The sequence below is a fragment of the Anaeromassilibacillus sp. Marseille-P3371 genome (assembly GCF_900169665.1).
Classification (GTDB): Bacteria; Bacillota; Clostridia; order Oscillospirales; family Acutalibacteraceae; genus Anaeromassilibacillus.
In genome coordinates this window covers 1-20238 of the sequence record NZ_LT835157.1, presented here as the reverse complement: position 1 = coordinate 20238, position 20238 = coordinate 1, and the positions used below count along the sequence as shown (strand labels likewise).

Annotated in this window: 18 protein-coding genes; 15 read left to right on the top strand and 3 right to left on the bottom strand. The window is 47.4% G+C overall.

Annotation, left to right across the window (positions count from 1 at the left end):
• The first annotated feature begins 399 nt into the window (after positions 1 to 399).
• From B9Y59_RS00155 to B9Y59_RS00120, 7 genes are all read left to right on the top strand, one after another.
• Positions 400 to 1317: a ParB/RepB/Spo0J family partition protein gene (locus B9Y59_RS00155; protein ID WP_085531002.1), complete on the top strand. Its 918-nt coding sequence runs from the start codon at positions 400 to 402 to the stop codon at positions 1315 to 1317.
• A gap of 785 nt (positions 1318 to 2102) precedes the next feature.
• Positions 2103 to 2564, top strand: coding sequence for a LytR/AlgR family response regulator transcription factor (locus B9Y59_RS00150; RefSeq protein ID WP_085531000.1), 462 nt, complete (start codon positions 2103 to 2105; stop codon positions 2562 to 2564).
• A gap of 285 nt (positions 2565 to 2849) precedes the next feature.
• Positions 2850 to 3338: a hypothetical protein gene (locus tag B9Y59_RS00145; RefSeq protein ID WP_085530997.1), complete on the top strand. Its 489-nt coding sequence runs from the start codon at positions 2850 to 2852 to the stop codon at positions 3336 to 3338.
• A 987-nt stretch (positions 3339 to 4325) separates the two neighbouring features.
• Complete coding sequence (locus B9Y59_RS00135; RefSeq protein ID WP_085530993.1) at positions 4326 to 5093, top strand: ParA family protein; 768 nt, start codon at positions 4326 to 4328, stop codon at positions 5091 to 5093.
• A gap of 42 nt (positions 5094 to 5135) precedes the next feature.
• Positions 5136 to 5999, top strand: coding sequence for a ParB/RepB/Spo0J family partition protein (locus B9Y59_RS00130; RefSeq protein ID WP_085530991.1), 864 nt, complete (start codon positions 5136 to 5138; stop codon positions 5997 to 5999).
• Positions 6000 to 6056: 57 nt separating this feature from the next.
• Entirely contained in the window at positions 6057 to 7334 is a 1278-nt protein-coding gene (gene serS, locus B9Y59_RS00125) for a serine--tRNA ligase (protein ID WP_085530989.1), read from the top strand.
• Between the two features lie 182 nt (positions 7335 to 7516).
• Entirely contained in the window at positions 7517 to 8263 is a 747-nt protein-coding gene (locus B9Y59_RS00120; protein ID WP_085530987.1) for an acyl-[acyl-carrier-protein] thioesterase, read from the top strand.
• Between the two features lie 1640 nt (positions 8264 to 9903).
• Here B9Y59_RS00120 and B9Y59_RS00115 read toward each other — a convergent pair.
• Positions 9904 to 10587: a Crp/Fnr family transcriptional regulator gene (locus B9Y59_RS00115; protein WP_085534425.1), complete on the bottom strand. Its 684-nt coding sequence runs from the start codon at positions 10585 to 10587 to the stop codon at positions 9904 to 9906.
• A gap of 136 nt (positions 10588 to 10723) precedes the next feature.
• Here B9Y59_RS00115 and B9Y59_RS00110 point away from each other — a divergent pair, with 136 nt between their 5' ends.
• The 4 genes from B9Y59_RS00110 (at position 10724) to B9Y59_RS00095 (ending at position 15050) form a co-directional block, all read left to right on the top strand.
• The gene (locus tag B9Y59_RS00110) at positions 10724 to 11422 is read left to right on the top strand and encodes an ATP-binding protein (RefSeq protein WP_085530985.1); all 699 of its coding nucleotides are present in this window, start codon (positions 10724 to 10726) and stop codon (positions 11420 to 11422) included.
• 78 nt (positions 11423 to 11500) lie between these two features.
• A complete protein-coding gene (gene hcp / locus B9Y59_RS00105; protein ID WP_198945573.1) occupies positions 11501 to 13111 on the top strand; it encodes a hydroxylamine reductase in 1611 nt (536 codons plus the stop codon).
• A gap of 671 nt (positions 13112 to 13782) precedes the next feature.
• On the top strand, positions 13783 to 14769 hold the full coding sequence (locus B9Y59_RS00100; protein WP_085530983.1) for a hypothetical protein: 987 nt from the start codon (positions 13783 to 13785) through the stop codon (positions 14767 to 14769).
• Between the two features lie 29 nt (positions 14770 to 14798).
• Positions 14799 to 15050 carry a helix-turn-helix domain-containing protein gene (locus B9Y59_RS00095; RefSeq protein ID WP_054324674.1) on the top strand — a complete coding sequence of 84 codons (252 nt, stop codon included), beginning with the start codon at positions 14799 to 14801 and terminating at the stop codon, positions 15048 to 15050.
• 210 nt (positions 15051 to 15260) lie between these two features.
• On the opposite strand, the gene B9Y59_RS16085 is transcribed toward B9Y59_RS00095, so the two are convergent.
• Entirely contained in the window at positions 15261 to 15458 is a 198-nt protein-coding gene (locus B9Y59_RS16085) for a DNA-processing protein DprA (RefSeq protein ID WP_054324675.1), read from the bottom strand.
• A gap of 107 nt (positions 15459 to 15565) precedes the next feature.
• Here B9Y59_RS16085 and B9Y59_RS00085 point away from each other — a divergent pair, with 107 nt between their 5' ends.
• The 3 genes from B9Y59_RS00085 to B9Y59_RS00075 all read left to right on the top strand — a co-directional run bounded on the left by B9Y59_RS00085 (position 15566) and on the right by B9Y59_RS00075 (position 18077).
• Entirely contained in the window at positions 15566 to 15808 is a 243-nt protein-coding gene (locus B9Y59_RS00085) for a helix-turn-helix domain-containing protein (protein WP_085530979.1), read from the top strand.
• Between the two features lie 1358 nt (positions 15809 to 17166).
• Positions 17167 to 17796: a hypothetical protein gene (locus B9Y59_RS00080; RefSeq protein ID WP_143255169.1), complete on the top strand. Its 630-nt coding sequence runs from the start codon at positions 17167 to 17169 to the stop codon at positions 17794 to 17796.
• Positions 17797 to 17825: 29 nt separating this feature from the next.
• Positions 17826 to 18077, top strand: coding sequence for a helix-turn-helix domain-containing protein (locus tag B9Y59_RS00075; RefSeq protein ID WP_054324674.1), 252 nt, complete (start codon positions 17826 to 17828; stop codon positions 18075 to 18077).
• A 210-nt stretch (positions 18078 to 18287) separates the two neighbouring features.
• On the opposite strand, the gene B9Y59_RS16080 is transcribed toward B9Y59_RS00075, so the two are convergent.
• Positions 18288 to 18485: a DNA-processing protein DprA gene (locus tag B9Y59_RS16080; RefSeq protein ID WP_054324675.1), complete on the bottom strand. Its 198-nt coding sequence runs from the start codon at positions 18483 to 18485 to the stop codon at positions 18288 to 18290.
• Between the two features lie 107 nt (positions 18486 to 18592).
• On the opposite strand from B9Y59_RS16080, the gene B9Y59_RS00065 reads away from it, so the two are divergent.
• A complete protein-coding gene (locus tag B9Y59_RS00065; protein WP_085530979.1) occupies positions 18593 to 18835 on the top strand; it encodes a helix-turn-helix domain-containing protein in 243 nt (80 codons plus the stop codon).
• The last annotated feature ends 1403 nt before the right edge of the window (positions 18836 to 20238 follow it).

Sequence of the window (20238 nt, the reverse complement as noted above, 5' to 3'; positions counted from 1 at the left end):
AGGAATCAATACAGCCTTGCAAGATACATAGGCTATTTAAATAGGACGCCTTTCTAAGGAGTGTATCGCTGAGGAAAGACCAGGTTTCGTACCAAAAAATTTTTGAGTTGCTCTGTCAAAGGAGTTTCAAAATAAAAATATGGTTCCTTATTTGCTTGGTATGGAATGATTCTCTGTGGAAGGCGCGGATTGAAAAAACGATGGTGTAGTGACGTTTCCCTGGGATTATAAAGAGAATCTTTCGGAATTAGGCGAAAAGCCACAGGAAAAACACTTTTTCGCGTACACATTCCAACAAAAACTTTCCCTCCCATATGGTATTCTTAAAGCACAGAAGGACAAGCCCCATACGCGGGTTTTCATAAATGTGCAGAAAGAAACCAGATGGGAGGTATTTTTATGGGCATCATGCAGGATAAACGGCGGGTGATTGAAATCCCGCTGGATGACATTTATCCAAATCCCGCCCAGCCGCGCCGGTCATTCCCAGAAAAGGAACTCCTGGAATTAAGCCGGAGTATCCGGCAAAATGGCCTGTTACAACCTCTGAGTGTACGCCGGACTAGAAATGGTTATGAATTGATTGCAGGAGAGCGGCGTTGGCGCGCCTGCCGCTTGGCAGGGCTGGACAGTGCAGCCTGTATTGTAAACTCATGTAGCGATAAACAGAGTGCAGTCCTCGCAATGACGGAGAATTTACAAAGGCAGGATCTGCAAATCTTTGAAGAAGCAGAGGGAATCCGGCGGTTGATCGAAGAATGGGGCGTTACACAGGAGGAAGCAGCGCTTCGCTTAGGAAAAAGCCAGTCCACTTTGGCGAATAAACTGCGCCTTTTGCGTTTAACGCAAGAAGAACGCAAAAAAATCAGCGAAAATGGGTTGACCGAACGCCATGCGCGCGCTTTACTGCGGCTGGAGGACATTGAATTGCGTGGAAAGGTGCTTGACGCCATCCTCGCACAGCATTTGAACGTACAGCAGACCGACCAATACATCGAACGGCTTCTCGCGGAAAAAGAGGACAAGCCCAAGAATAAGAAGCGGATCATTGTAAAAGATATTCGTATCTTCATGAACACCATCAGCCATGCGATCAAAACTATGCAGCTTTCGGGCATTCAGGCAAAGACCATCCGGAATGAAACGGAAGAATACATCGAGTGCATTGTACGCATCCCAAAGACAGGACCGGTGGCAAACGCAGTAGCGCGGCCATCGGAGAGCCCGTCTGTAACGGTTGGGGTAGAACAGGCAGTTCCTGCCGTAGATGTGGAAGAAAAAGTAGAGGACAAAACCGCCCCGCGTATTGCAGGGTGATTTTCCAAACGGGTCCCAAATAAGAAAGGGGACACGTCCCTTTTGGGGAAGTACAGATTGAAAAGGATTTTGTTGGGCGGTCTGAAATGGAAAAGACATAGCCCATAGAAAGCCGGCATGACAGCCTGGCGGCAGCCGGACGGCCAATCGGGCCGTTTGCGCTGCAAAGCCCTGCGCAGAGGTTCTGCGCCCTTAAAACAGATTACAAGACTACTCCCATTTCCCTTATATTTTCCCTGTGAAAAGCCGCTGCGGCGCGTTGCGCTACAGCGGCTTTTTCCATTGCTGTTTTGAGATAGATGGCCGGACATGGGCGATTATTTACTGGCATAGCGATACAATCCATCTAAATTGAAAAAAGTATTGCTAATAATTTTAAATAGAATTATAATTGTTGTAGAATAATTTGAAAGTGAGCAATAATGAATTGCTTAATCTTGTGTAAGCAAGATGATAAGGGATTATTAAATAAAAATTCTGCAATCAATATTTTTAATAGGGACAGCTGCCGCAAAAGTCAGGGTATCCCTATCGCTATTAAACTAATTAATATTTTTAACAGGGACAGCCGTCCCAAAAGTTAGGGTATCCCTATCACTATTAAGCTAAGTAAAAAGTATAGTCAAACAATTCATTTTACGTTTATAACAACTTTAGAGGGGATATTTTATATCCTACATAACCGACAATTGTCTGTGGATTTTTTATGAATACAATTGATTCACGATTCAAACTTTTTGCAAAGTTTGCAAAAGGTTCGAACACAACTCCCAAGCACATTTCTGATGCTTATTTTTGATGATCCCCAATTTTATTCGTTTTCCTTTATGCTCAAGGCATTTCAAGTTTTTCAACATCCAATCGATCCTGCGTTATTAAATGCAGAGATGGAACGCGCTGTACAAGAGTATATGGATCAAGGGATTCTGCATATTACACGCAATCGATGCGAAAGTATAACGATCCCTATAAAAGAGATCGTATTTGTGGAAGTATATGACAGGCATATTTTGATTCATACAACAAAAGAAATTGTCCGTGCCAATGGGACTTTATCCCACTACTTGCAGGATTTACAAAATTATCGTTTTGTGCAGATGAATCAATCTGAGATAGTCAATGTAGAGCATATAAAATCGATCCATAAAAATGAAATACGATTGGATGACACACAAGCGCTTTGGATGAGCAGATATTATATGAAGAGCATGGATAAAAGGATATTGCATCATAGTCAAAATAAATGACCACATATACAGATATGATTGAAATTTTTTAATATAAGATTTAAATAGAAAGTATAATTGAATGATAGGGGATAGCCCCATGGAAAAGATGATTATGCAGCCTATTATGATAATGATAACAATGGTAAGGATGATCGTGAAAGAACCGTTTTAAACCCAGCAGGCATTGATTTAGGAACAGAGGTTGCAAAAGATTTGGGTTATAGTTCGTATGAGAGTGGATGGGTGGAGGTGACTTTTTCGGACATTCTTTAATTCTTTTTGCGCATGAAGAGGAAAAGATCAATGAGAAACCACACGAGATTATTTTTATGCATTGTTGGGATTGCTTGCATCCTTTTGGGGTGCTTGTTCATACCCGCCATACGGATGGACAAAGAAATGGTCTCCCTGCCGCCGGAGCAGATGGAATATTACGAATGGCTGCAAAACGAAGTCAATAACGGGCATCAGCCGTGGAGAATCGTTCCGGAACAGGTCGTTTCAGACTTTTTAATCAACCATCTGAACATAGAGGCAGGACCGAAGCCGCTCGCAAAGAAGGTACTGCGCAACGGGCTGGAATTTACCCTCTCGAACGAGGAAAACCATTTGTCCATTTTCCTATTTCAACCTGTGACAAAGGGGGACTTCGGAATATGGACGGTCGCCTATTATGTCGATCATACAACTGGCGAAACGCATTTTGTGGACTTGAGCCAGGATATACCCATAAAAGATTCATCGTTGTATCCTGGGAAAGGTACGTCTATTTCAAGGCCATCTGCGAGGTAGGAAAGGAATTCTTTTTATGGAAGTGTTCCCTTTCTTTCAGTTGAACAGAATCAGCGGCTACATATACGATTCCTATTGAAATATTTTTAGAAATATTGTAGTGTCAAATTTATCCATACAAAAAACAAGCCTTTTTCCTGCATCCAGTCGGGATAGGCCCTAATTTATTCAGTTCCATGCACAAAAACGAGTTGAGAAGGGATCACCATGGAAGATTTACATAAGACAATCAAAGCGGTATGGACATTCGTTCCTTTACTATTTTATGGTGCAGCCTTTCTACTGATCTATTTGTTTTACCGGTGGGCGTTTCCCTTGTGGAGCATATATTTTGGCCCTCTGCTTGTGATCTTAATTGGACAGTGGGTCAATCGTAGAAAGTGCCGGTGTCCCTACTGCCACTCTACAAAGATACTGGACCGCTTTCATGCCAAAGGCAGCCAAGAGTTTTGCCCCCGATGCAAACGTCTGATATATTACGATTGAGCGCCCCTTTTTCACACAATTTGTAGGAGCCCTTCCCAGATGTGGCCTTCAAACCCACCGGGAAGGGCTTCTTTGTAGAGGACTGGACTTTAAACGTTTCATACCATTTTTCATGAGGATTTTAAGTGGGAATGATTGCATTCTACTTCTAAAAGCCCCTCAGCCTGTAGTTTAGACCGTACCGAGGACAAAGCGCTGTGCGCTACACAAAGATCGTCTGCCCGTTTCAGCCGGTCAAATGGAATGCAAAGCGAAATGTTTCATATCACTTTCCATCCTGTTTGCCGGCTGTTCCCCATTTAAAAAGCCTGTTTCACGTGAAACAGGCTTTTTTCAAACAGAACTACTTTTCCTTCCAGCTCTTCCGTGCTATAATAGAAACGTTCATGAGAATAAACGATATGGAAAGAAAACAGATTGCCATATCCTTTTGTTTTTGGGATGAATTGTACCCGGACTAAGCAAAGAGAGTGGCAATTTTTTGAGAAACGGGGGCGGACGATGGGAAAGATCATAGCCATTGCAAATCAGAAAGGCGGCGTGGGAAAGACCACCACAGCGGTCAACCTTTCGTCGGCGCTCGGCGCGAAGGGGAAGAAGACACTGTTGGTGGACATCGACCCACAGGGGAATTCGTCCAGCGGGGTCGGCGTGGACCGCCGGAAGCTGAAAAATACCATGTATGAGGTATTGATTGGGGAAACCCCGGCAAAGGATGCGCGCATCCATACGGAGTTTGCAAATCTCGATCTGCTGCCCTCCAGCATGGACTTGGCCGGCGCCGAATTGGAACTGATTGAGATGGAACATCGCGAGGCTATTTTAAAAAATGCCATTGTCCCTCTGCGTGTGGAATACGATTTTATTCTGATCGATTGTCCGCCGTCCCTTGGGATTATCACCACCAATGCGCTCTGCGTGGCGGACACCCTTCTAGTGCCTATCCAGTGCGAATATTACGCGTTGGAGGGGCTGTCCCAGCTGATGAATTCCGTCCGGCGCGTCAAGCGCCAATACAACGAACAGCTGGACATTGAAGGCGTTTTGCTGACAATGTACGACGGCCGTTTGAACCTGACGCAGCAGGTGGTGGAAGAGGTAAAAAAATATTTTCCGCGGAAGGTATTTGCTACGGTCATCCCGCGCACCGTGCGTCTCTCCGAGGCGCCCAGTTTTGGACGGCCGATCGGCTATTTCGATCACAGCAGCAAGGGCGCGTATGCATACGATGCATTGGCGGACGAGGTGTTGAGAAAGGCGTCGCGTTGAACGGCGCACAAATAACAGGCAACAGGGGGTGAAACGCAGATTATGGCGGGAAAAAAGAAAGGCGGACTCGGAAAGGGACTGGATGCCATCTTTGCCGAAAATGATATGGAAGACGCAAACGCTACCGTAACGCTGAAGATCAGTGAGATAGAGCCGAACCGCAGCCAGCCGCGCAAAGAATTTAAGGATGAGGCCTTAGCTGAGTTGGCGGATTCCATTGTCCAGCATGGCGTATTGCAGCCGCTTTTGGTACGTCCTCTTCTGGGGGGAGGATACCAGATTGTCGCGGGTGAACGGCGCTGGCGTGCAGCGCGCATGGCGGGAGTCTCCGAGGTGCCAGTGGTCATCCGCGATATGAGCGACCATGAGGTCATGGAACTCGCTCTGATTGAAAACTTACAGAGGGAGGACCTGACGCCGCTGGAAGAGGCACAAGGGTATCAGTCCCTGATCGATCAGTACGGCATGACACAGGAGGAAATCGCCCGAACGGTTGGAAAATCCCGGCCGGCTGTTGCAAATGCCCTGCGCCTTTTGCATCTTCCAGAGGACCTTCAAGAGCTGGTCGCCGCGGGAAAGCTTTCGGCAGGTCATGCGCGGACGCTTCTCGGGTTCCAAGAGGTAGACGATATGCGGCGGGCTGCGCAACTGGTGGTTGAGCAAGGTATATCGGTGCGCGAGCTGGAAAAGCTTGTAAACAAGGCCAATGGCAAGGAAGAAAAAAAGCCCCCGCGCAAAAGTGGGAGGATTCACTACTTTGACGAGGTGGAGCTGGCCCTCAATGAACATTTAGGGCGGAAGGTCCGCGTCAGTGGCACCAAAAAACGCGGGACTCTCCAGATTGAATTCTATGGGGAGGACGACTTGGCGGGATTGATGCGGTTATTCGATTCAGAAAGCAATTGAGTGTTTCACATGAAACATCCCATATAATCACATATAGAAGACAAAGGAGCAACGAACATGTTGGATTTGAAATTGATCCGGACAGAACCGGATAAGGTGAAAGCGGCCATTCATAAAAGAGAAATGAATTTGGATGACTCGATTGACGCAATCTTGAAGATCGACGTCGAGCGCCGTGCGGTTACTGGAAAGGTGGAGGCGAAAAAGGCAGAGCAGAATGCGGCTTCCAAGCAGATTCCGGCGATGAAAAAGGCCGGACAGGACACCACGGAATTGATGGCGCAGATGAAAGTTCTATCCGCAGAGATCAAGGAATACGATGCAGAGCTGGGCGAGTTGGAAGAAAAGCAAAAAGAACTCATGCTTTCCTTGCCGAACCTGCCGGATGAAGATGTTGTTGCCGGCGGGAAGGAGCAAAATGTCCCGCTCCATTATTTTAAAGAGAAACCGGTCTTTGACTTCCCCATGAAGAACCACGTGGACCTCTGTGAGGCGCATGGGATGATTGATTACCAGCGCGGCGCCAAGATTGCAGGCAATGGCGCTTGGCTGTATCGCGGTTGGGGCGCCCGTATGGAATGGGCGCTGCTCAATTTCTTTGTCAACGAGCATTTGGGTGACGGCTATGAGCTGGTTCTGCCGCCGCACATGTTGAATTATGAATGTGGTTATGTCGCCGGGCAGTTCCCGAAGTTTGTGGAAGAGGACTATTGGATCGCCAATCCTACCAGCGCAGACCGCAAATTTATGTTGCCGACTGCGGAGACAGCGCTGGTTAATCTGCACCGGGAGGAAGTCCTCACTTTGGACGAGCTACCCCGCAAGTATATCGCCTATACTCCGTGTTATCGCCGCGAAGCGGGTTCCTATCGCGCGGAAGAGCGTGGTATGATCCGCGGCCATCAGTTTAATAAAGTGGAAATGGTTCAATATACAACGCCCGAAGGCTCCGATGCGGCATTTGAAGAAATGGTTGGCAAGGCAGAGCGCCTTGTACAGGAATTGGGGCTTCATTACCGCCTGAGCAAACTTGCCGCAGGCGATTGTTCCTTCTCCATGGCGCGCACCTATGACATTGAGGTCTGGATCCCCAGTATGGGAATCTATAAAGAGGTCAGTTCCGCATCCAATGCGCGCGATTATCAAGCGCGCCGCGGGAATATGAAGTATCGCGGGGAGGATGGAAAACTGCATTTTGTCAATACTCTGAATGCATCCGGATTAGCAACCAGCCGCGTGATGCCGGCCATCGTCGAACAGTATCAGAACGCGGACGGTAGTATCACCGTGCCGGAAGTCTTGCGTCCGTATATGGGTATTGACGTGATTCGATAAGTCTTTGTCCCATACGGCTTTGTACGAACGATTCAAGCGGTTGCCTTCCCGTAAAATGTGATACTTGGTAGGAAATCGTTCTTGAACATCGGGAAGAGGGACGGATACAATCCCCCGGCACTGTTTTAAGTGTCCGGGGGATTGCAATTCTTTTACAAGAGAACAGGAAAAGGAGGAGTTGGATGGTTACCATCGAAGAATATAGCCGTACCGTACAAGTGGCGAGCTATGAGGTAGGGGCGAATGCAAAAATAAAACTGAGTGTGCTGTTACGGATGGCGCAGGAGACCAGTGAACAGCACCTGGGCGCGCTTGGCATTGGATATGAGCGCTTAAAAGCGGACGGGATCGTTTTTTTGTTTACGAATTACAGTGTATCAATCAAGCGTATGCCGGTCCACAATGATGTTTTGACCATCAAAACCCATCCATGCGGCACAGCCGGGGTACAGTTTTATCGAGATTTTGTGTTTTATGCCGATGGAGAGGAAATTGTCCGCATTATGCAGACGTCGGTTTCCGCAGATCCGGAGACCCATAAGATCCTCCGCCCCAAGGTATTTTTGGCGTACAATATTTTTAAGGGTGGAAAGGTGGACTCCGAGGACCGGGTGGAACGCCTGGTACTGCCGGAAAATCTTCCGCTTTTGGGAGAACGACCCATTTACTATTCCGATTTGGATTTTAACTGCCATCTAAACAACGCCGTTTATGGAGATATTCTGATGGATTTCTTGCCTTCGGAGATGCGCCAACAAAGCATGAAACACATTCATATCAGTTATGTCAGTGAAAGTAAACTGGGGGAGACGCTCAAGATCTATGGAGGGCATATAGAAGAAAATGGAGATTTTGTCCTGTATGGCGATCATGAACGTGGATTGAGTTTCTCAGCAAAGGTACAAGTGCATGAAAAGAACTGGCTCTGAAATAGCAGAGCCAGTTCTTTTTTGTTGTATCTCAAAAATCCCCGGCCGTGCTGAGGAGTTCAAACAAGCTTTAGCGTTGCATAGGAATAAGACTTTTTTTGATACAATAGGAATGCGGTCTGCCAACTGCACAGAAATATCAAAGGGAGGACAAAAGGTATGAAGGCAACTGACAACGGAATAGTCTCGCACAAACGAATTGGAACTGCAAGTACCATATTGTTTTGTCTATAGGAATCGAAACAAATCTGTTCCGTAAATTTATCAAAAAGAAAAATCCTGTTCCATATGACCTTTCCTTATCGTGAAATATGGAATTCAGAACAGTATAGCATTGTCCTAAAGGACTAGAGGAAAATATTGTATAAGAAAACTGTGTAAGAAATAGAAATACTACTGAGAGAGTTATACAACGGGAAATGGGTAACAATTGTAGAGACAGAAGTATACACGGTACCATTGCATATGCTGGCAGGAATACCATCGAAGATGAGTGTATCCAGTTTGTGAGCTTTCTCCAAGGAAAGGTAATCTGATTATTTCAACAGGCATGTCGGTTCGCCGTATTTGCCTGTATATAGGCAAATATATGCAATAATTATCTGGACAATCTGCGCTTACTTATCTTTGTAGGCAATTTCAGCTGACTGTCATGCTCATTCCAAATACAAATAGGACAAAGTGTAACAGTGATAGGGATATTTACAATTTATTTGTGGCAGTTATTCGATATATCTATACCACAAATAAGCAAATGAATATTTTTTATAGGGACAGTCGCCGCAAGAATCAGGGTATCCCTATCGCTATTAAGCTAACCGGAAGTTTTGCGCCGCGGGTGTTACGTTGATAACAGCGAGTAAGAATGCGAAAAGAATTGCGGAATAGATCCACAACCAACTGAAAGAGGATTCGATTTCGGATCAGATGCTACCCAAAGATTACCTAGACCCGTTTACGGGTAGCAAGTAACCATCTTTCGCATGTGGCAGACCGTACCAACGCCTTGAGGTGTGGCTAGTATCATAGGGCTTTGCCCGCTTCTGTAAAACCACTAGCAAAGCTGGTGGGGGTCTATTCAAAGGGCTTCCGCTTATTTTTGTAGGACGGCAAACCATACTGGATTTTTGTTCTTCATTCGATGGTGAACGCTTCATACCACTTTCCATCAGGATTTTAAGTGGAAATGATTGCGTTCCACTTCTAAAAGCCCTTCCAACCTGTAGTTTTGACAGCACTGCGGACATAGCACAATGCACTACATAGAAATCGTTCGCCCGTTTCAGCTGGTCAAATGGAATGGGAAGCTAAACGTTTCATACCAATTTCCAGGAGAATTTTAAATGGAAATGATTGCACTTCACTTCTAAAATCCCCTCGGCACGTAGTTTAGACAGCACTGCGGACATAACACAGCGCGCTACATAGAGATCGTTCGCCTATTTCAGCCGGTCAAATGGAATGGGAAGCTAAACGTTTCATACCACTTTCCATCAGGATTTTAAGTGGAAATGATTGTGTTTTACTTTCCAAATCCCTTCCAACATGTAGTTTTGACAGCACTGCGACAGAGCACAGTGCGCTATATAGAGATCGTCCGCCCGTTTCAGCCGGTCAAATGGAATGGAAAGCTAAACATTTCATACCACTTTCCACGAGGATTTTAAATGGAAGTGATTGCGTTCTACCTCTAAGAGGCCCTCAGCCCGTAGTTTTGACAGCACTGCGGACATGGCACTGCGCTCCACGCAGAGATAGTCCGCCAATTCCTGCCGGTCAAATGGAATATAGAAATCTGCGCTATCGTGTAAGGTCGCTTGTTCCGAAAGGTAGGAGAGCAGTTTTTCGCGCGTACTGCGCTTGGAGAGATGACCCAGGCGGCGGTTTAGCATCAGATTTTTGTCCGCAACGACGGCAAGCATGTTTTCCACCAGTTTTTGATGAAAACTACAACCCGAAGGACAGGCGTGTAGAATCTTTCGATAATCCATCAACAGGACGACGCTTTCAGTAATCGCCAAAACGGTGACTGGAAGCGTTTTGTGTTCTCCCGAGGCGCACGCAAAGGCTTCGGCAAATAGATCGCCGGGGCCAAGTGCGGTCAAAATGGTTCGGTTTCCAGAAAACTCCTCGCGGATGACCTGCGCCTGCCCTTCCAATACGATGCCGACGCGGTCTGCAGGCTGTCCTGCCAATAAGATAACCGAATCCGCTGCAAAACGTTGTTCTCGTGCGTGCAAACAATCCAACATGGTCTCGCGCTCTTGATCGGCGATTCCTCGGAACAAGGGGATCGTACGAAAGAGTTCCTGATATTTTTTCATATTTTCCTCCGATTGTTGGATTTCCAACATACATATTTTCTTCAGTATAGTAGGATAAGAGCACAAAAGCAAGTGAAACCGGACAAAGGTTCCTGGAAAATGATTGAAACTGGAACTGGCTGGGAGGAAATTTGGGATGAAACGAAAAATTATTAAAATCGATGAGGTTCAATGCAATGGCTGCGGACTTTGCGCAGAGGCATGCCACGAAGGTGCTATCGGAATGGTGAACGGAAAGGCCAAGCTACTCCGTGAGGATTACTGCGATGGTCTGGGAGATTGTTTGCCGGCTTGCCCGACAGGAGCAATTTCCTTTGAGGAACGGGAAGCGCCCGCCTATAACCAGGCTGCTGTAGAAGCGGCAAAAATGGCAAAAGCGGCCAATCTTCCATGCGGTTGTCCGGGAAGTCAGGCGAAACGGATTCAAAGAGCAGCTCCGGCAACAAAAGAACCGATTGAGGAATTGCCAAGTGAATTGATCCAATGGCCGGTACAGATAAAATTGATCCCGGTGAATGCACCGTACTTGGACGGAGCGAGTTTGTTGATTGCTGCCGACTGTACGGCCTATGCCTGCGGGGACTTTCACCGCAGGTTTATGCGCGGCCGCGTGACTCTGATCGGTTGTCCAAAATTGGACGAAGGGGATTATGCGGAAAAGCTGACAGAGATTCTCCGGCAAAACGATATTCAAAGTGTAACGGTCGTCCGCATGGAGGTACCTTGCTGTGGCGGGATTGAACAGGCGGTGAAGCGCGCCTTGCAGCAGAGCGGAAAGATGATTCCCTGGCAGGTGGTCGTTCTCTCTACCAACGGTTCCATTTTATCGAGGTAAACCCTGCATACCTGTAAGCGCAAGGGTTTAAGTACAAAAATACGATTGAAAACAGCGGAAGATGATGGAGGGATTGCTATGAATCCAAAAATGTTTTGTTATCAATGTGAACAAACAGCCGGTTGTTCTGGATGTACGGGTGCACAGGGGGTCTGCGGAAAAGACGCCCAGGTAGCGGCGCTGCAGGACCAGCTGACTGGCGCACTCATTGGCTTGGCGCGCGCTTCCGATGGCCATGAGGTGACAGAGTCCACCCACCGGGTAATGCTTGAAGGCCTATTTACTACGATTACAAATGTTTGCTTTGACGCGCAAGTTGTGCAACGCCAAATAGATGCCGTCCATGCAGAAAAGGAGGCGTTGCTTCCGGGATGTAGCGGTTGCGCTTCCCCTTGTTCTCACAATACAGATTACGACATGGATCAACTTTGGAACGAGCCGAATGTGGACATCAGGTCCCTCAAGTCGATTCTGCTCTTTGGCCTTCGAGGTATGGCCGCTTACGCTTACCATGCCCGTGTTCTCGGTTACACGGACGAGGAAGTAAATAACTTCTTCTATCGCGGGCTGTTTGCCGTCGGGGAGGATGCGGATATGGAATACCTCCTGCCATTGGTGCTGGAAACGGGACGCGTCAATCTGAAATGCATGGAATTGTTGGACCGGGCAAATACAGAGACTTACGGAACGCCACAGCCTACCACAGTGCCTTTGACCATAGAGAAGGGGCCATTTATCGTTGTATCCGGCCATGATTTGTTTGATTTGCATGCACTGCTGGAACAGACAAAGGGGCGAGGGATTAACATTTATACGCATGGCGAGATGTTGCCCGCACATGCCTATCCGAAACTCAAAGCCTACCCGCACTTGAAAGGAAATTTTGGAACCGCTTGGCAGAACCAACAGAAAGAATTTCAAGATATTCCGGCTCCGGTTCTGTTTACGACCAACTGCCTGATGCCGCCTAAAGCGAACTATGCTGACCGTATATTTACTACAGAAGTGGTGGCTTATCCGGAAATGGTACACATCGGGGAAGAGCGCGATTTTACCCCTGTGATTGAAAAAGCCCTGGAATTGGGAGGATATTCCGAGGATCATCCGATGACTGGAATCAATGGGGGGACACAAGTCACAACCGGATTTGGCCATGGAACGATCCTGTCCGTGGCAGATCGGGTGGTCGAGGCCGTTAAGGCGGGCGTTATCCGGCACTTTTATTTGGTTGGCGGCTGTGATGGAGCGCGTCCAGGCCGAAATGCCTATACAGAGTTTGTCAAAAATACACCCAAAGATACCGTTATTTTGACGTTGGCCTGTGGGAAGTACCGGTTTAACGATCTGGACCTGGGGGAGATCGGCGGCTTACCGCGGTTGATGGATATGGGCCAGTGTAACGATGCGTTTGGAGCCATCAAGGTTGCTACCGCACTGGCAGAAGCCTTTGGATGTGGAGTAAACGATCTTCCTTTGACTTTGGTGCTCTCGTGGTATGAACAGAAAGCGGTATGTATTTTGTTGTCCCTGCTCTATTTGGGAATTCAGAACATCCATATCGGTCCGACGCTTCCGGCATTTATTTCGCCCAACGTGCTGAACCTTCTATCCGAAAAGTTCCATCTGACCCCCTGTGGAGAGCAGGAACTTCGGAATTGGGATCAGCTGGGCTGTAAGATCGGTCAATAAAAGACCGATGTCCCCTTATTGCCTTACTGCGGTGAAAAAAATCGAACATCTCAAATGCCCGTGGGTGGAATGTATTTTTCTGGCCCATGGGCATTTGCCTGTTTACTTGTATCAAAACATGTACGGATACCAGCGGAACGCGGGGAACCATTCTGTATCTAAGGAAACGGTACTCCACTTTTACTTTTTTCGATACATGCCATTGAAAATGCAGCGATACGGTGGCCGTACGATGGTCCCCTTGAAGTACGATACCTGTCCTTGGGCTGGAAAAGGTCAAGTAGAGCGAAGACCCTTAAAACCTGAAAGGGGTTCATACAATATCAGAAACCGAAAGGATTGCTGCTTGTAGCGTAGTATATATCCCAGGGTGTTCCGTATGTTTCAGCAACATGGTGACAATCAGACAGCCCAAACCATCCGGGTGGCAATTCTCCAAAGTCCCTGACACAATCCCCATCCGTAAATCTGTTTCACATTTGCTGAACAGGAGCAAGATGGCCCATAGGGATGAAGAATCAAACAAATGGTTTCTATGCACTCAATAAAACCCAATATATAAAATTAGGAATTCTATGTTGACAAAGAAAGGGCAATACGTTATACTTAAATCGTAAGTAGTAAGTAATAAGTGACGGGCTGCTTGTCTTGATAAAGGGGAGGAATATAGGATGAGAGAATGGACCTTTGCACAAGGCTTCGCCTTGCTGGCACTGAATGCACAGGATAGCTTGCATATGACAACGGCGAAGAAAATTGCTGTTCGGTGTATGGCGGCTGCGGCTATTTTGGAATGGGAACTGGATCAGGGGAACTTACAGGGCCCATTTTCCACCATTTCCGAAGAAGATGTGGAAAACCTCGCCGCGGTTCCGCATCAACAGGAGGTATTACGGGAGCTACTGAAAAGAAAAGAAGGCCTTCAAACGGCGCTGCCGGAACGATTGAAGCAAGTTATACATTTTTCCAATAGAACATTAAAAAGAATAGAAAGCTCCTTTGCGGATCCCCTCAAAGGAATGGATCTCTTGGAGGAAATTCCAAACCTCCTCGGCTGTGATATGAACTATGTGACAGCCAGTGTGACGATGCGGGAATACCGGAGCAATGAAGAGGCCTATACCCGCATTACAGAGGGATTGCGCGCTGAGATTTTGGAGGACGGCGAGATGACCGATGAAACCATTCTGATGCTTTGGCTTCTTCGCGAGAGCAGTTGCCTATATGACTTTTTCTCCAAAGAGGAGTTAAAACGTGTGGCACAGCGCATGACACAACTGTATCAGACCAATGCTATGGCTCGGGCCATTTTGGCTATAGATATTCATCGGGCTCCGGAAATTGCGGTTAAAAACTTTTTACGAGGGAAGAAGGAAGCCTTTTCCACTCCGATAGGCACGGGTGTGGACTTTGTATTTCCTTTTTTGGAGCGTTCACAATCGATCTTTATTGAAACAGAAGCTTGGTTTGAGAACAAGGAACAGCGCCTACAGGACGTAGAAGCGCGCTTGGCCCAATACGGCCATCACTATACGGTTTTACGCCAGGGGGCTGTGCCGTTGATTCGAATCGATAATGTGCTGTATGAAGCCGTACCGACTGCCGTTCAGATGAAAGTACCGGTACAGGGCATGCGTCTGCGCAAATATCCGCTGTAAGTCCAAGAGGTATAGAAGGGGGAACCGTCGTGTCGCGCCAGCGGTCCATGGAAAAAATTCAAACATCTACCTATGTGAGTATCGGGGAGTTGGCGCGCCTGACCGGCTGCCGGTATAGCACATTAAAGTTTTATACAGAAGAGGGGATGCTGCCCTTTGAGCAGCCGGAGGAGAACCTCACCCGGCGGTTTCCCCGGGAAAAGGCGGTTTCCCGTTTAAAGGAGATTCAAAGGCTGAAGGCGCAGGGGTTATCCATCCCGGAGATCAAAGCGCTGCTGTAAACAAAAGGCTTCCGTCCAGAGAGATTCAAGGGCGGAAGCCTTTTATTTTTCATAAAATGAATGAAGCGCAATGGAGATTTTAAATTTTGTATACCTGTATCGGGATATTCCTTTTTTTACAGTTTTCCATCACATACTTTGTACCTTTTGATTGTCCATCCCAAAACGCGATTACAACATCTGTATACTCGATTATTTGTAAGTTTCGTTTTAAGGAGCCCCCTTACCGTACTTATCGTATTCAGGCAAAAATTCCGTCAATTTGGTGTGATGTTCTATGGCGTATTTCCTTGCACATGTATCAATTCCTTTTGCGCCACCTGAAACGATTTCTGTGGCATCTTCCGGAAGATATTTTTCTAAATGATCGATGTATAAATTTCTGGAGTCAATCACTGCTACTTTCATAATATAAACATCCCTATCGTCTATATATAGACTATATAGTAGCATGCATAGCCTATAAATTGCAACTGTTTTTTATATCCTATTAAAAAACGAAGGAGATATAGGATATGAATACAGTAGTAGCTGTGCGAAACCGTATTTTACAGCTCTGTGGGGAACGAAACATCTCTATAAACAAATTGGCAAATATCTGTGGATTGCCGCCATCCTCTGTAAAGAATATCCTATATGGAAAAAGCCAAAATCCAAAGGTATTGACCATTAAAATGATTTGCGATGGTTTAGGTATCACGCTTGCACAATTTTTCGACACGGATGAATTTGATCATTTGGAACAGGAGATCCGATAGTCTTTGAAAGATCCGTTTGGCTCCATTCTCTGCCGGTGCAGGCAGGAGAATAGAACCTACAAAAATACACGAAGCCCCAGCCTGGAAATCAATTTTCAGGCTGGGGCTTCGCTGTTTACAGTGGATATATAGCGTCTTTCGCGGATCTCCAGTCGGGACGCGCCTACGGCGGGCACGCAGTGCCTTTTCGCACCCATGGCGAGACCGACGAAAGCAAGATGCAAGGAGTTTGTTTTTTGCCCCACGGGGATGCCTTATAAAAGCAGTGAAGGGCGTTCGACAAATGCGGGAAATCCCGGCTTCACCATACCATTAAAAAATAGAAAGGTAAAATACAGACAAGGGCCCAACCCCGGGAATTCCCAGGATTGAGCCCTTCTTGTTTACAGGGAAGAGTTTGTTCCCGTTCTTTTGATCTGTAATCTGCTGGTTAGGCGTCCAGCACTTGTTTCCTCCTACGGAGGCAATCCGCCAATCGTAATCGTGCAGTGCTTCGTAGCATTCTGACCCGGCAGGTCGTATAGACCTGCCGCGCCCTCACCTAGTGGACGCACAGCGTCTTCCGCGCCTGCGGCGTCTCCTGCGCAAGCTTTCAGCTATCGGCTGCCGGGTACTTGATCGAATATGTACACGTTTATACCTTACACAAATTGCCCGGCGTTCAGCCAATGGTTACCGTGCAATGTAGTTTTGCATTCTGGCCCGGCAGGGTAGTGTAAACGCCTGTGCTCCGGCCCGGTGGACGCACAGCGTCTTTCGCGCCTGCGGCGTCTCCTACGCAAACTTTCTGCTATCGGCTGCCGGGTGTTTGATCGAATATGTACACGTTTATACCTTACACAAATTGCCCGGCGTTCAGCCAATGGCTACCTCGCAATGCAGCTTCGCATTCTGGCCCGGAAGGGTGGTGTAAACGCCTGTGCTCTGACCCGGTGGACGCACAGCGTCTTCCGCGCCTGCGGCGTCTCCTACGCAAGCTTTCTGCTATCAGCTGCCGGGTGCTTGATCGAATATGTACACGTTTATACCTTATACAAATTGCCCGGCGTTCAGCCAATGGCTACCTCGCAATGCAGCTTCGCATTCTGGCCCGGAAGTGTGGTGTAAACACCTGTGCTCTGGCACGGCGGACCACAGTGCTNAACTTACAGGGCCCATTTTCCACCATTTCCGAAGAAGATGTGGAAAACCTCGCCGCGGTTCCGCATCAACAGGAGGTATTACGGGAGCTACTGAAAAGAAAAGAAGGCCTTCAAACGGCGCTGCCGGAACGATTGAAGCAAGTTATACATTTTTCCAATAGAACATTAAAAAGAATAGAAAGCTCCTTTGCGGATCCCCTCAAAGGAATGGATCTCTTGGAGGAAATTCCAAACCTCCTCGGCTGTGATATGAACTATGTGACAGCCAGTGTGACGATGCGGGAATACCGGAGCAATGAAGAGGCCTATACCCGCATTACAGAGGGATTGCGCGCTGAGATTTTGGAGGACGGCGAGATGACCGATGAAACCATTCTGATGCTTTGGCTTCTTCGCGAGAGCAGTTGCCTATATGACTTTTTCTCCAAAGAGGAGTTAAAACGTGTGGCACAGCGCATGACACAACTGTATCAGACCAATGCTATGGCTCGGGCCATTTTGGCTATAGATATTCATCGGGCTCCGGAAATTGCGGTTAAAAACTTTTTACGAGGGAAGAAGGAAGCCTTTTCCACTCCGATAGGCACGGGTGTGGACTTTGTATTTCCTTTTTTGGAGCGTTCACAATCGATCTTTATTGAAACAGAAGCTTGGTTTGAGAACAAGGAACAGCGCCTACAGGACGTAGAAGCGCGCTTGGCCCAATACGGCCATCACTATACGGTTTTACGCCAGGGGGCTGTGCCGTTGATTCGAATCGATAATGTGCTGTATGAAGCCGTACCGACTGCCGTTCAGATGAAAGTACCGGTACAGGGCATGCGTCTGCGCAAATATCCGCTGTAAGTCCAAGAGGTATAGAAGGGGGAACCGTCGTGTCGCGCCAGCGGTCCATGGAAAAAATTCAAACATCTACCTATGTGAGTATCGGGGAGTTGGCGCGCCTGACCGGCTGCCGGTATAGCACATTAAAGTTTTATACAGAAGAGGGGATGCTGCCCTTTGAGCAGCCGGAGGAGAACCTCACCCGGCGGTTTCCCCGGGAAAAGGCGGTTTCCCGTTTAAAGGAGATTCAAAGGCTGAAGGCGCAGGGGTTATCCATCCCGGAGATCAAAGCGCTGCTGTAAACAAAAGGCTTCCGTCCAGAGAGATTCAAGGGCGGAAGCCTTTTATTTTTCATAAAATGAATGAAGCGCAATGGAGATTTTAAATTTTGTATACCTGTATCGGGATATTCCTTTTTTTACAGTTTTCCATCACATACTTTGTACCTTTTGATTGTCCATCCCAAAACGCGATTACAACATCTGTATACTCGATTATTTGTAAGTTTCGTTTTAAGGAGCCCCCTTACCGTACTTATCGTATTCAGGCAAAAATTCCGTCAATTTGGTGTGATGTTCTATGGCGTATTTCCTTGCACATGTATCAATTCCTTTTGCGCCACCTGAAACGATTTCTGTGGCATCTTCCGGAAGATATTTTTCTAAATGATCGATGTATAAATTTCTGGAGTCAATCACTGCTACTTTCATAATATAAACATCCCTATCGTCTATATATAGACTATATAGTAGCATGCATAGCCTATAAATTGCAACTGTTTTTTATATCCTATTAAAAAACGAAGGAGATATAGGATATGAATACAGTAGTAGCTGTGCGAAACCGTATTTTACAGCTCTGTGGGGAACGAAACATCTCTATAAACAAATTGGCAAATATCTGTGGATTGCCGCCATCCTCTGTAAAGAATATCCTATATGGAAAAAGCCAAAATCCAAAGGTATTGACCATTAAAATGATTTGCGATGGTTTAGGTATCACGCTTGCACAATTTTTCGACACGGATGAATTTGATCATTTGGAACAGGAGATCCGATAGTCTTTGAAAGATCCGTTTGGCTCCATTCTCTGCCGGTGCAGGCAGGAGAATAGAACCTACAAAAATACACGAAGCCCCAGCCTGGAAATCAATTTTCAGGCTGGGGCTTCGCTGTTTACAGTGGATATATAGCGTCTTTCGCGGATCTCCAGTCGGGACGCGCCTACGGCGGGCACGCAGTGCCTTTTCGCACCCATGGCGAGACCGACGAAAGCAAGATGCAAGGAGTTTGTTTTTTGCCCCACGGGGATGCCTTATAAAAGCAGTGAAGGGCGTTCGACAAATGCGGGAAATCCCGGCTTCACCATACCATTAAAAAATAGAAAGGTAAAATACAGACAAGGGCCCAACCCCGGGAATTCCCAGGATTGAGCCCTTCTTGTTTACAGGGAAGAGTTTGTTCCCGTTCTTTTGATCTGTAATCTGCTGGTTAGGCGTCCAGCACTTGTTTCCTCCTACGGAGGCAATCCGCCAATCGTAATCGTGCAGTGCTTCGTAGCATTCTGACCCGGCAGGTCGTATAGACCTGCCGCGCCCTCACCTAGTGGACGCACAGCGTCTTCCGCGCCTGCGGCGTCTCCTGCGCAAGCTTTCAGCTATCGGCTGCCGGGTACTTGATCGAATATGTACACGTTTATACCTTACACAAATTGCCCGGCGTTCAGCCAATGGTTACCGTGCAATGTAGTTTTGCATTCTGGCCCGGCAGGGTAGTGTAAACGCCTGTGCTCCGGCCCGGTGGACGCACAGCGTCTTTCGCGCCTGCGGCGTCTCCTACGCAAACTTTCTGCTATCGGCTGCCGGGTGTTTGATCGAATATGTACACGTTTATACCTTACACAAATTGCCCGGCGTTCAGCCAATGGCTACCTCGCAATGCAGCTTCGCATTCTGGCCCGGAAGGGTGGTGTAAACGCCTGTGCTCTGACCCGGTGGACGCACAGCGTCTTCCGCGCCTGCGGCGTCTCCTACGCAAGCTTTCTGCTATCAGCTGCCGGGTGCTTGATCGAATATGTACACGTTTATACCTTATACAAATTGCCCGGCGTTCAGCCAATGGCTACCTCGCAATGCAGCTTCGCATTCTGGCCCGGAAGTGTGGTGTAAACACCTGTGCTCTGGCACGGCGGACCACAGTGCTTTTCGGCCTGCAATCTTTTGCTTCCTTTTGGAAATTCCCATACATTTTATCTTTCGCTTACATCCCAAGTACACAAAGTCTCAAAGCCGCAAAACCCCCGCTCCGGTTTCCCGGAGCGGGGATTCTGCTCTTTGTGAAAGGGGCTCCCTTCGCTCAATTTACTAAGATGTCCGCCAAGGATGGCTGGGCCATGCTCCTGTGGGTACACAGCGCCTTTCGAACCTTCGGCGTTTCCTGCAAAAGCGCGCTTCCGTCAACGGTT

Coding starts and splice junctions, on each gene's coding strand:
- B9Y59_RS00110 (WP_085530985.1), top strand. CDS start 10,724: ATGAAACGAAAAATTATTAAAATCGATGAGGTTCAATGCAATGGCTGC.
- B9Y59_RS00130 (WP_085530991.1), top strand. CDS start 5,136: ATGGCGGGAAAAAAGAAAGGCGGACTCGGAAAGGGACTGGATGCCATC.
- B9Y59_RS00120 (WP_085530987.1), top strand. CDS start 7,517: ATGGTTACCATCGAAGAATATAGCCGTACCGTACAAGTGGCGAGCTAT.
- B9Y59_RS00085 (WP_085530979.1), top strand. CDS start 15,566: ATGAATACAGTAGTAGCTGTGCGAAACCGTATTTTACAGCTCTGTGGG.
- hcp (WP_198945573.1), top strand. CDS start 11,501: ATGAATCCAAAAATGTTTTGTTATCAATGTGAACAAACAGCCGGTTGT.
- B9Y59_RS00100 (WP_085530983.1), top strand. CDS start 13,783: ATGAGAGAATGGACCTTTGCACAAGGCTTCGCCTTGCTGGCACTGAAT.
- B9Y59_RS16080 (WP_054324675.1), bottom strand. CDS start 18,485: ATGAAAGTAGCAGTGATTGACTCCAGAAATTTATACATCGATCATTTA.
- B9Y59_RS00135 (WP_085530993.1), top strand. CDS start 4,326: ATGGGAAAGATCATAGCCATTGCAAATCAGAAAGGCGGCGTGGGAAAG.
- B9Y59_RS00155 (WP_085531002.1), top strand. CDS start 400: ATGGGCATCATGCAGGATAAACGGCGGGTGATTGAAATCCCGCTGGAT.
- B9Y59_RS00065 (WP_085530979.1), top strand. CDS start 18,593: ATGAATACAGTAGTAGCTGTGCGAAACCGTATTTTACAGCTCTGTGGG.
- B9Y59_RS16085 (WP_054324675.1), bottom strand. CDS start 15,458: ATGAAAGTAGCAGTGATTGACTCCAGAAATTTATACATCGATCATTTA.
- B9Y59_RS00115 (WP_085534425.1), bottom strand. CDS start 10,587: ATGAAAAAATATCAGGAACTCTTTCGTACGATCCCCTTGTTCCGAGGA.
- B9Y59_RS00145 (WP_085530997.1), top strand. CDS start 2,850: ATGAGAAACCACACGAGATTATTTTTATGCATTGTTGGGATTGCTTGC.
- B9Y59_RS00150 (WP_085531000.1), top strand. CDS start 2,103: ATGCTTATTTTTGATGATCCCCAATTTTATTCGTTTTCCTTTATGCTC.
- serS (WP_085530989.1), top strand. CDS start 6,057: ATGTTGGATTTGAAATTGATCCGGACAGAACCGGATAAGGTGAAAGCG.